The 11,215-nt window shown below is 67.2% G+C and carries 10 protein-coding genes; 5 read left to right on the forward strand and 5 right to left on the reverse strand.

Annotated features, from left to right (window positions below; translation table 11 throughout):
- Window positions 1–37 precede the first annotated feature (37 nt).
- From HNP98_RS21150 to HNP98_RS21170, 5 genes are all read right to left on the reverse strand, one after another.
- Window positions 38–2,215: a S9 family peptidase gene (locus HNP98_RS21150; RefSeq protein WP_217425866.1), complete on the reverse strand. Its 2,178-nt coding sequence runs from the start codon at window positions 2,213–2,215 to the stop codon at window positions 38–40.
- A 112-nt stretch (window positions 2,216–2,327) separates the two neighbouring features.
- Window positions 2,328–3,494, reverse strand: a complete 1,167-nt coding sequence (locus HNP98_RS21155; protein WP_173812180.1) for a lysophospholipid acyltransferase family protein — start codon at window positions 3,492–3,494, stop codon at window positions 2,328–2,330.
- Window positions 3,495–3,627: 133 nt separating this feature from the next.
- On the reverse strand, window positions 3,628–4,929 hold the full coding sequence (locus HNP98_RS21160; RefSeq protein ID WP_173812181.1) for an aspartyl protease family protein: 1,302 nt from the start codon (window positions 4,927–4,929) through the stop codon (window positions 3,628–3,630).
- 23 nt (window positions 4,930–4,952) lie between these two features.
- On the reverse strand, window positions 4,953–6,023 hold the full coding sequence (locus HNP98_RS21165) for an o-succinylbenzoate synthase (RefSeq protein ID WP_173812182.1): 1,071 nt from the start codon (window positions 6,021–6,023) through the stop codon (window positions 4,953–4,955).
- 113 nt (window positions 6,024–6,136) lie between these two features.
- Window positions 6,137–6,394 carry a KGG domain-containing protein gene (locus HNP98_RS21170; RefSeq protein WP_173812183.1) on the reverse strand — a complete coding sequence of 86 codons (258 nt, stop codon included), beginning with the start codon at window positions 6,392–6,394 and terminating at the stop codon, window positions 6,137–6,139.
- A 291-nt stretch (window positions 6,395–6,685) separates the two neighbouring features.
- Between HNP98_RS21170 and egtB the strand changes: the two genes are divergently transcribed.
- From egtB to HNP98_RS21195, 5 genes are all read left to right on the forward strand, one after another.
- Window positions 6,686–7,981 carry an ergothioneine biosynthesis protein EgtB gene (egtB, locus tag HNP98_RS21175; protein ID WP_173812184.1) on the forward strand — a complete coding sequence of 432 codons (1,296 nt, stop codon included), beginning with the start codon at window positions 6,686–6,688 and terminating at the stop codon, window positions 7,979–7,981.
- 51 nt (window positions 7,982–8,032) lie between these two features.
- Window positions 8,033–9,007: an L-histidine N(alpha)-methyltransferase gene (egtD, locus tag HNP98_RS21180; protein ID WP_173812185.1), complete on the forward strand. Its 975-nt coding sequence runs from the start codon at window positions 8,033–8,035 to the stop codon at window positions 9,005–9,007.
- 345 nt (window positions 9,008–9,352) lie between these two features.
- Window positions 9,353–10,069: a peptidase associated/transthyretin-like domain-containing protein gene (locus HNP98_RS21185; protein WP_173812186.1), complete on the forward strand. Its 717-nt coding sequence runs from the start codon at window positions 9,353–9,355 to the stop codon at window positions 10,067–10,069.
- A 57-nt stretch (window positions 10,070–10,126) separates the two neighbouring features.
- Window positions 10,127–10,801 carry a hypothetical protein gene (locus HNP98_RS21190; RefSeq protein WP_173812187.1) on the forward strand — a complete coding sequence of 225 codons (675 nt, stop codon included), beginning with the start codon at window positions 10,127–10,129 and terminating at the stop codon, window positions 10,799–10,801.
- 9 nt (window positions 10,802–10,810) lie between these two features.
- Entirely contained in the window at window positions 10,811–11,125 is a 315-nt protein-coding gene (locus tag HNP98_RS21195; protein WP_173812188.1) for a hypothetical protein, read from the forward strand.
- Window positions 11,126–11,215 lie beyond the last annotated feature (90 nt).

The raw sequence follows: 11,215 nt of genomic DNA on the forward strand, positions 1-11,215 counted from the left end.
AGCGCGGGCCGGGGCCCGCCGGGCTTCCGGGGCGGCTTCAGCGGCCGCCGGGGGGGCAGTTGGTGCGCAGAAACTGCGTGAACGTGGTGGCCAGGTGCCGGCTGGTGCCCTCGCCCTCCGAGATGCTGTGCGTGCGGTTGGGGTAGGTCATCAGCTGGAAGGGCTTGTCGTACTTCACCAGCTCGTTAATCATTTGCTCGGCGTTGTTGTAGTGCACGTTGTCGTCGCCGGTGCCGTGCACGAGCAGCAGGTGGCCGCGCAGGTTTTTGGCGTGGGCCAGCGGCGAGTTGTCCACGAAAAAGTGCCGGTCCTCGGGCAGCAGGCCCATGTAGCGCTCCTGGTAAATGTTGTCGTAGTTGAGCTGGTTGTCGACGGCCGCGATGGAGATGCCGGTCTTGTAAATTTTCGGGTACTGGAACAGCAGGCTGAGCGTGGACGAGCCGCCGCCGCTCCAGCCCCACACCGCCACCCGGCTGGTGTCGACGAAGCTGTTTTTCAGCACTTCCCGGGCCCCCATGGCCTGGTCGCGGATGTTGAGGGCCCCGATGTTGTGGTAAATGGCCTTGCGGAACGCGCGGCCGCGCGGGGCGGGGGCCCCCCGGTTGTCGAGCGAGACGTAGAGGTAGCCGTCGTCGGCCATGCTGCCCTGGTAGAGGCGGTTGGCCCCGGTGCCGAAGCGGTCCACGACCGTCTGGCTGGCCGGCTCGCCATAGACGTAAAAAACGACGGGGTACTTTTTGGTGGGGTCGAAGTTGGTGGGCTTCACCATCCAGCCGTCCAGCGTCACGCCGTCGGCGGTTTTCACCTGGAAGAACTCGGCCTTGGGGGGCACCAGGCCCTTGGCCCGCGCGGGTACCTCGCCGCCGCTCAGGCGCTCGTGGGCGGGCAGGCTCACCACGTCGGCCACCGGGAAGGTGGCGGTGTTCGAGAAGCTGTGCAGGGCCACCTTGCCGTTGGGCGACACCTCGTAGCTGTGGGTGCCGGCCTGGGCGGCGGGCGTCACGCGCACGGCGGCCCCGCCCTTCAGCGGCACCCGGTACAGGTAGCGCTGGGTGGCGTTGGCGGGCGAGGCGAGGAAGTACACCTGGCCCTCCGGCTCGTTCACGGCCTCCAGGCTGATGACGTCGTAGTCGCCCTTGGTGAGCAGCTTTTCCTGGCCGTCGCGGCCGATGGCGTAGAGGTGCCGCCAGCCGTCCTTCTCGCTCAGCCAGGCGAAGCTTTTGCCGTGGTCGAGCCAGTCCCAGCCCACGGCCCCCTCTTTGGCGTCCACCCAGGCCTTGTCGGTTTCGGTGTAAATGGATTTCACGGCCCCGGTCTGGGCGGTGCAGAGCAGCAGCTGGCTCTCGTTCTGGCGGCGGTTGAGCTGCTGCACGATGAGTTCGGTGGAATTATTGGCCCACTCCATGCGCGGCAGGTAGTGCTGCACGGCGTCGCCGGGCACGTCCATCCACTTCGTGGGCCCCCCGGCGGCGGGCACCACGCCCACGCGGCAGCGGCTGGGGTCTTCGCCCACCACGGGGTACTCCACCGGCACCGTGAACGGGTAGAGCGCGTCGGTGGTGTCGAGCATCAGGTAGTTCTTGGTTTTGGTGGCGTCGAGCTGCCAGTAGGCCAGCGCCCGCCCGTCGGGGCTCCAGCGGAAGCCGTCGCGGCAGTCCAGCTCCTCCTCGTACACCCAGTCGAAGGTGCCGTTGATGAGGTGCTCGGTGCCGTCGGTGGTGAGGGCCCGGGGGGGCCCGCCGGCCAGGTCTTCCACGTACAGGTTGTGGCCGCTCACGTAGGCCACGCGGCCGCCGTCGGGCGCGAACTTGGCGAACATCAGCGACGACTCGGGCCGGCCGGCCCCCAGCTTTTTCAGGGTTTTGGCCTTCAGGTCGTACACCCAGTAGTCGCCGCGGGTGTCGTAGCGCCACACTTTTTTGGTGTTGGTGTTCAGCAGCACCTTGTCGCCGGCCTCGCTGAAAGTAAAGCGGCGGATGGCCAGGGGCTCTTTTTGGCCGGGCGGGACCAGCGCAGCCTTGCCCACGAGGGTGGTGCGCTGGGCGGGGGCGCGGGCGTCGAGCTGCACGATTTCGCCGTCCTGCACCTGCATGTAGCCGTAGCCGTCGCGCGTCCAGTACGTGCCGGTGCCGCCCTGGGCGCGGGCCCCGGCGGGGGCCCCCAGCAGCGCGGCGGCCGTTAGCAGCGCGGCCACGCCTACTTTTCTGTTCATCATGAATTTAAAGGGGGGAGTTGCGGGCCCGGCGCGGGCCCCGGGGTGGAAGCCGGGCCGCGTTGCCGCCGGCCCGGGCGCAAACCTAACGCCTGGCCCGCCAGCCCCCAACGCCTCAGGGCTGCTGCCCCAGCTTATTTCCTTTGTAGCCTTTGATGGCCAGCGGAATCCAGCCCAGCAGCGGGATAAAGTAGGCCAGCACGATGGGGTTGCGCCACAGCATTTTCCAGAACGCACCGGGCGCGTCGAGGCGCATCTTGAAGTTGCGCTCGCCGTTTTTCACGAAGCGGCGCTCGAACTCGGTGAACGCCGCGGGCCAGGCGAAGGGCAGAAAAAACGGGAAGAAGCGCCGGTTTTCCTTCATGCGCTGCCACAGCTCGCGCCAGCGGTAGGGGTGCCGGCCGTGGGCGGCCACGGCGGCGTGCATTTCGGCCTGCATCCGCAGGCGGATTTGCTCGCTCAGGGCCAGGTAGTCGGCCCGGGTCAGCTCGTCGGGGCTTTTGTCGGTGAGGTCGGACGGCCGGATGCGGGTGCCCATCACGAAGGTGAGCTTGGCGGGCAGGGCCAGGTAAAATGCCCAGGGCTGCACCAGCACTAGCAGCAGCAGCAGCGTGAGGGGCAGGAACGGGATGCCGATTTTCCTGGTCAGCCGGTTCACCCAATCCACCGTGTAGGCGTAGGGGTTGAGGTACTCGGCGTTGATGGTGTAGAAGGGCATGATGTCGGTGCCGTGCAGCAGGGCCAGGCGCACCATGCTGGTGGCCAGGCGCTGCAGCTCGTAGCGGTGGTTGAAGCCCTTGCCGATGCCGGGCACGCCTTCGGGGTACAGCATCAGGTTGTGCTCCTGGTAGTACATCATGGTCTCGAAGTTGAGCGTGGTGGCGTCCACGCTGCCGCACTTCTTCCAGAAGTCCTTCACCAGGTAGGGGTTCATCAGGGCCGTGGCCGAGAGCAGCGGGGCCGAGAGCGGCCGCGGCAAGTCGCGCAGCGAGCCCTGCGTGCGCAGCAGGTAGCGCCACAGGTGCGAGAGCGACACGATGGCGTCCCACGGGAAAGCCATGCCCGAGTGGTTGGAGGCAAAAATCAGCGGCCGGTCGGGGTTGTTGCGCTGCGGAAACGGCTCGAAGCCCACCAGCTCCGAGCGGAACCACACCCGGTCGAGGAGCTGCAAAATGTTTTCGTCCAGCGTCTGGGTGAACTCTTCCCGGAAGATGTCGCGGTAAATGTGCTGGTTGGCCGCAAGGGCGGGCGGGGGCAGCGCAGGGGCAACGGGCGGGGGCATGGGCGGCGGGCGGAAACGGCCGGAAAGGTACCTTTTTTTGCCGATTGCCGGGCCTAGCGCGGCCCCCGGGCAGTTTCCCGCCGCCGTCCGGGGCCCCGCCGCGGCCCCGGGGAATAGGCCCCCGCTCTCGGCTTCAGATGCGGCGCTGGAGGCGCAGGCGGGCCGCGCGCAGCTCGCCGCTCGGGCGGCGCAGCACCAGGTGCACCACGGTGCCGTCGGCGCTGCGCAGCAGGCGGCTGAGCTGGGTGAGGGTGAACACGCCCACCGGGGCCAGGCCGATGGTGAGCAGTTCGTCGCCGGCTTCGAGGCCGGCGGCGGCGGCGGGGGTGCCGGGCATCACGCGCAGCACCCGGTAGCGGCGCAGGGCCGGGCCCATCGCAAACAGGTCGAGGCCGGCCATGTCGTGCTCGAAGGGCTCGCGGAACGTGGGCCCCGGGTGCAGCCACAGGCACTGGTGCGGGTAGTCGATGACGACCCGGAAGCGCCGCAGCACGTCGTAGCCCAGCGAGCCGTTGCGGAACACGTCGGCCCGGGCGTGCACGTCGGCCGCGTCGGGAAACGAGGTGAGCACGGTGGGCAGGCGGTAGCGGCCCAGCTGCACGGTGGCCACGCGGCCCAGCACCCCGCGCACCGGCCCGCTCAGGCCGCGCCCCAGCTCGGCGGGCAGGCGGGCGGCGGGCAGGCGCAGGGCCGGGTCAGAGGTGGTTTCGAGGGACAGCGCGTGGCTGGCCCCGGTGTCGAGCAGCAGCTTCAGGGGCCGGGGGGCCGCGTCGCCGGCTTGGCGCACCTCGGCGATAAAGTAGGGCTTCTGGCCTTCGATGGCCAGCGGCACGCGGGCCCAGCGGTGGCCCCGGGGCGGGCGCTGAAACGCGGGCCGCGTGAGCGTCAGGTCCTCGGCGCCGTTGGCGCCAAACGCGACGGCGAAGCTGCGGAACAGCTCCGAGCCCAGGATGCCGTGGATGGGCAGCCCCACGTAGCCCGAGAGGTCGAGCGAATCGGCGTTCAGCACCAGCAGGGCCATGTCGGGGGCCACGGCCTCCTGGCCGGGGCGGCCCAGGCGCACGCGCACGCCCGGGGCCCGGTAGGCCAGCAGGCCGGTGGCCTCGCCGCCGGCCCCCACCACCCGGAAGTCCTGGCCGTGGCGCAGGTGCAGCGAGTCGGCAATGGCGGCTTCGGTGAGCAGCGAAACCGCCACGCCCGTGTCGAGCAGGAAGTTGTAGGGCCCGGAATCGTTCAGCCACACCTGCACCACGGGCAGGTTGCGCTCCACGCGCAGCGGCACCCGCACCCGCCGCTGCCGCGCCCGCCCCAGCCGGAACGGGGGCGCGTCCGGGCCCTGGCCCCGGGCCGGCCGCGCCAGGGCCGGTACCAGCAGCAGCAGCAGCAGCAGGGCCCCGGCCAGGCGCGGCTGAAAGCAGAAAAAGGGCGTGTTCATTAGCCCCCGGAAGGTACGGGTTGTCAGGGCATTTCCCAGGCCCCGGCGGGGTCGTAGTGCAGGTGGCCGGCGGCGATGCGCAGCGGGGCCGCCAGGTTGTTGTGGTAGAGCTGGCCGGTGCCCAGGCCCTGGGCAAAGTCGCCCACCGGGTACTCGGCCGTGAGCTGGGCCACGGCGTTGAGGCCCACGTTCGACTCCAGGGCCGACGTCATCCACCAGCCCAGGCCGCGGGCCTGGGCGTGGGCCACCCAGCGGCGGGTGGCGGCGTGGCCCCCCAGCAGCGTGGGCTTCAGTACGAGGTAGGCCGGGCGCACGGCCTCGAGCAGGGCGGCTTGCCGGGCCAGGTTTTCCAGGCCAATCAGCTCTTCGTCGAGGGCTACGGGCACCGGCGAGTGGCGGCACACCTCGGCCAGGGCCGCCCACTGCCCGGCCGCCACGGGCTGCTCGATGGAGTGCAAATCAAACCGGGCCAGCTGGTCGAGCTTGCCCAGGGCCTCGGCCGGCGCGAAGGCCCCGTTGGCGTCCACGCGCAGCACCAGGTCGGCGGGCCCCGCCACGGCCCGGATTTCGGCCAGTAGTTGCAGCTCCGTCTCGAAATCGAGCCCCCCGATTTTTAGCTTGAGGCAGCGGTAGCCGGCGGCCAGCTTCTCCTCGATCTGCCGGCGCATGAAGGCCGCGTCGCCCATCCACACCAGCCCGTTGATGGGCAGCCCGGCGCGGCCGGCGGCGAAGTCGTTGGCATACAGCTGGCGGCGGCCCCCGCGGGCCAGGTCCAGGGCCGCCGTTTCGAGGGCAAACGCCAGGGCCGGCCGGCCCGGCCCCACAAAAGCCGGGGCCTGGGCCGCCGCAAATTCGGCGAAGCCCGCCGCGTTGAACCGCGCGCACAGCGCCGCCACCTCGGCCGCGAAGCCCGGCCCGTGGTCGGGGCTGAGGCCGGCCAGGGGCGCGGCCTCGCCCAGGCCCGCGGGGCCGTCGGGGTCGGGCGCCGGGCCCAGGCGCAGGTACCAGGCCGTGTGCACGGCCAGCGCCCCGCGCGAGGTGCGGGCCGCGAAATTGAAGCGCAGGTCGCGCCTTGAAGCCGAAAGGTGGAGCATGGGGCAAAGATGCGGGGGCCGGTCAGTTAAAAGCTAAAAGTGGAGAGTTAAAACCGCGTCCTGGTTTTAACTCTCCACTTTTAACTTTTAACTAACCGGTTTTCGGCCCGCCTTTACGCGGCAGCGGCCAGCGTACTTGTGCCGCCCTTGGCGGGGCGGCGGCTCACGAGGCCGCCTTTGCGGCCGGCGTCGCGGGCTTCGTCGGCGGTGAAGCGGTGACCGCGGCCGCTGGCGTGCGACGCCTTGCCGCCTTCGCTGGCGATGCGGCGCTGGGTTTCGGGGCTCATGGCGGCGAAGCCGCGGCGGCTTTTGCCGCCGGTGCGGTTGGCTGGGCGCGGGGTGGCGGCGTCAGTAGTGCTGGCAACTTTCATAGCTTGTATGGTAAGGTGAAGAAATGAAATGCATCCAAGACGGCGGTACTGCCGGTCTGCGGTGCATAAGTAGCGGCTAGCCAAGGCATATGGTTGTGAAAATGCTCAAAATGAGCGCAAAATACCGTCTTGTACGGATGAGTTCTACGTATTTATCTGAGGAGCTTAGCGGCCCCTAAGTATCCGCCCCCGCCGGGGCGGGGCGGGCGCGGCGCAACCAAGCCGGGGGCCCGGCAGTTGAAGGGCTGGGGGCCCGGCTTCGGGCCCCACTTCCCCTTCCCAAGCTTGCCGATGAACGACGTACTGCCCGCCCCCGCCGCGACCGCCGCGGCCCTGGCCGCCCGCTACCGCGCCGTGCGGGCCCAGTCGGAGGCCCTGTGCCGGCCCCTGCTGCCCGAAGACACCGTGGTGCAGCCCACCCTCGACGTGAGCCCGCCCAAGTGGCACCTGGCCCACACCACCTGGTTTTGGGAAACCATGCTGCTGGGCGAGTTCGCGCCCGGCTACCGGGTGTTCCACCCCGAGTTTGCCTACTTGTTCAACTCGTACTACAATTCGCTGGGCTCGCGCGTGAACCGGGCCGAGCGCGGCACCCTCACCCGCCCCGCCCTGGCCGAGGTGCTGGCCTACCGCGCCCACGTGGACGGGCACCTGCTGGCCCTGCTGGCCGATGCCGACGCCCTGCCGCCCGCGGCCCTGGAGCTGGTCGAAATCGGCCTCCAGCACGAGCAGCAGCACCAGGAACTGCTGGCCACCGACATCAAGTACATCCTCAGCACCAGCCCCCTGCACCCGGCCTACACCCCCGGCCCGGCCCCCGCCGACGCGGCGGCCCTGGCCCCGCCGGCGGCCTGGCTGCCGGTGCCGGGCGGCACGTACCCGGTGGGGTTCCGGGGCGAAGGGTTTTGCTTCGACAACGAGCTGCCGGTGCACGAGGCCCTGGTGCCCGACTTCGAGCTGCAAAACCGCCTCGTGACCAACGCCGAGTACCTGGAATTTGTGGCGGCCGGCGGCTACCGCGACTTCCGCCACTGGCTGGGCGAGGGCTGGGACCTGGCCCAGGCCCAGGGCTGGCAGGCCCCCCTGTACTGGGTGCAAGCGGCCGATGGCCAGTGGCTGCGCTTCACGCACCACGGCCTGCGGCCGCTGGAGCTGGCCGCGCCCGTCACGCACGTCAGTTTTTACGAGGCCGACGCCTACGCCCAGTGGGCGGGGGCCCGCCTGCCCACCGAGCAGGAGTGGGAGGTGGCCGCCCGCCGCTTCGGGGCCGCGCCCGCCACCGGCGGCACCTGGCTCGAAAGCCCCCGCCTCGACCCCGCCCCCGTGCCCGCCGACGCCGACCCCGCCCAGTGCCACCAGATGCTGGGCGAGTGCTGGCAGTGGACGTACTCGGCCTACCACGCCTACCCCGGCTACCGCCGCACGGCGGGCCCCCTGGGCGAGTACAACGGCAAGTTCATGGTGAACCAGCTGGTGCTGCGCGGGGCCTCCTGCGCCACGCCGCGCAGCCACGGCCGCCTCAGCTACCGCAATTTTTTCCACGCCGACAAGCGCTGGCAGTTCACCGGCATCCGCCTGGCCCGGTAGGCTTTTGGCCCCGCGCCAGGCCCTCGCCCAGCACCTACTTGTACACCCCGCATGACTTCTCCCACCACCGCCCCGCCCCTGGCCACGTCCGACCTGGCCGCCCACGTGGCCGACGGCCTGCGCCAGGCCCCCAAGTCCCTCTCGTCGATGTACTTCTACGACGACGCGGGCAGCGAGCTGTTCCAGCAGATTATGGGCCTGCCCGAGTACTACCCCACCCGGGCCGAATACGGGATTTTTGCCGCCCACGGGCCCGCCATCGCCGCCGCCCTCGACCCGGCCGACGCGCCCGGGGCCTTCGCCCTGGTGGAGCTGGGGGCCGGCGACGGCCTGAAAACCAAGCTGCTGCTGCGCGAGCTGCTCGCTTCGTCCGACGATTTCACCTACGTGCCGGTAGACATTTCGGCCGGGGCGCTGGCGGGGCTGGCGGCCAGCCTGGCGGCCGAGCTACCGGGGCTGCGCACCACGCCCGAAACCACCAGCTACGCCACGGCCCTGGCCCGGCTGGCGGCCCGGCCCGGCCGCAAGGCGGTGCTGTTCCTGGGCTCCAACATCGGCAACTTCGCGCCCACCGAGCGGGCGGCGTTTCTGGCGCAGCTGGCGGCCCCGCTGGGCGCGGCCGACCGCCTGCTCATCGGCTTCGACCTGCAAAAAGACCCGCGCCGCATCCGGGCGGCCTACGACGACGCCCAGGGCGTGACGGCCCGGTTCAACCTGAACCTGCTCGTGCGCCTCAACCGCGAACTGGGGGCCGACTTCGACCTCGCCGCCTGGCAGCACTACACCGACTACGACCCCCTGACCGGGGCCGTGCGCTCGTACCTGGTGAGCACCCGGGCCCAAACCGTGCGCCTGGCCGCTTTGCAGCAAACGGTGCCGTTCGCGGCCTGGGAAGTCATCCACACCGAGAACTCCTACAAGTTCACGCCCCCGCAGATTGCCGCCCTGGCCGCCGCCGCCGGCCTGCGCGTGGTGGCCACCTTCGACGACGGCGACTTTGCCGACGTGGTGCTGGCCCGGGCGTAGCGGCTTCGCGAAAATTAGGAGGCCGCATGGCCTGGGTAAATTCGTCTACCAACTAACAAAGTTTTATAACGAAAAGCCAATTGCTCGTGGAGCAATTGGCTTTTCAGCTTTGCTGTACAGTAATTGCTAGAGTCCTTTTTTTAGTGCTTAACCATTTTACTATGAAGTATTTGTAAAGCCAATTATCTGTACGTCGGGTCTGATAATAGCAAATATTGTGTAGTAGGATGACTATGGACCGGTGTAGATTTGATAAACAGGTTTTGCCGTTGCCCTTCGCCACCTATCACCGGCCAACACGGTCAGAAAAACCCCAATTTTTCTTAATCATTTCTTAATCTTTCCATGAAAACGAGAAATATTTTCCCGCGTAATTACTGGTGCAAAGACAGATTCGCACCGTCGCCGTTCCGGTTACTTTTTGGCACTCTCTCCATGCGTAAGTTCTTTTCGGTTGCAATCGGGCTTTTGATATTTGGTGCCACCTTTTCACTGGGCGGGTGCAGCAAAGACCCGACCACGGGCACGACGCAGGTGGACGGGCAGGTGGTGGAAAGCCAGACCAAAAAACCCGTGGGCGGAGCCACGCTCCAGGTGTACCACGCCAGCACTGGCGGGGGCTACATGCAGGTTGGGGCCTCCTACCCGGCCGACGCGCAGGGCCGCTTCTCCTTCCAGTTCGACGCCGACGAGCGGTTCGGCTACCTGCTGCGGGCCACGGCCCCGCCCGGTTACTTTACCGACTTCGCCGCCGCCCCGGCCCTGACGGCGGGCCGCAAGAACATGAGCCTAGTCGTGCCCGTGCTTGCCCCCGCCTGGGTACGCCTTCAACTCGTCGATGAAGCACCTAAAAGCCGGGTTTCAATTCACATTTCGGGATATGATGGGCCAGGGGACCGGTTAGACTATCCCCGCGACACAATACTAATCCGGCCCGTAACTGCCGGTTTCCCAATCAAAATTATTTGGGTGATAACCAACGAAAAAGGAAATGACGCACAGTATTCGCAAGATGTAAAATTGAACGCCTTGGACACGGTAACCGTGCGGATTCCTTTTTGAATTATCGCAGATGTTGAGTTGCTTTCTTTTCCTTCCACTTCTTTTCCATTCACGTTTATGAAGACCAAACTACTATGGTTGATGCTCCTTTTTGGGCTGTACAGTACTCGTGGCTGGGGACAGACGTCATCTTCGGAGCACGGAGACCCGATGCGAGAACTACACGCCACGATGGCTGGCTTGGATGCAAGTCGCATTCCGACGGGGGTATTGCTTGATCGAATGATGTTCATCACTAACCCACACCGCTTTACAGGGCAAGGCGATACAACGACTGATTATAACGGGTTTGAGCAGCAGTACTGGGAATTTTACCACGCGGCGCTCGACAGTAGCCAACTTCCCACATTAGACGCGCTCCGGGCCCGAATCGACCAACGGGTGACGGCCGGTGCGGTACCACTAGTGATGCTCAGCTACCAATACAACGAGATTGCCACCACTGCCGCCCAGGACGGCTTGATTACCATCGACTCAACTAACGCTCAAGTGACAGACGGGCCCGACTTTAGCCGCAGTCCCTATATCACCGGCCAGTTTTTTTCGGTGGTAATTCCGCCTACTGTCCCGAGCGGCACCATTGCTGTGTACGTGGGACCCGAGTTCTGGCTGGGTACCACGCCCCCGCCCAGCGCGGTTCAGATTGATTTTGGCGACGGCCAGGGCGTCCGGTCGGTGGCGATGGGCAGCACCGTGCAGGTCGCCCAAGTCAACGCGGCTGGCACGGGATAGCCGGTGCGCGTGACTACCAATGGCTTGGTTGGGGCGACGGCCATTGCGTTTCAGGCCAATGCGCAAGCACGTGGTGCCAGCGCACCGCCCGATGTGGCACTGGGCTTACTTGCTAGCCAGAAGTGGCCCGGGTTCACGCCGTCCAAAGGCATACACGGGCCACAAGGTCAAGCTACTGCTATTGCCTGGATTCAGTACGCCAAAAGCAATCAAACCGGAAAGCTGCGCCGTCCGCTGGTGTTCGTGGAAGGAATTGATTTCGACGTAATACGAGGAGGCAAAACAGTTTATCCTTTTGCAGTGGTCGCAAACCATGCCATTTGAGGTGGTCTAGCTAAGCCGCACAGAGTTGGGACGTAGTTTGAAAATGGGTTTCGAAGTGGTTGGGGGCGAGATAACCGAGGGCCGAATGCC

The sequence above is a fragment of the Hymenobacter caeli genome (genome assembly GCF_013294115.1).
Classification (GTDB): Bacteria; Bacteroidota; Bacteroidia; order Cytophagales; family Hymenobacteraceae; genus Hymenobacter; species Hymenobacter caeli.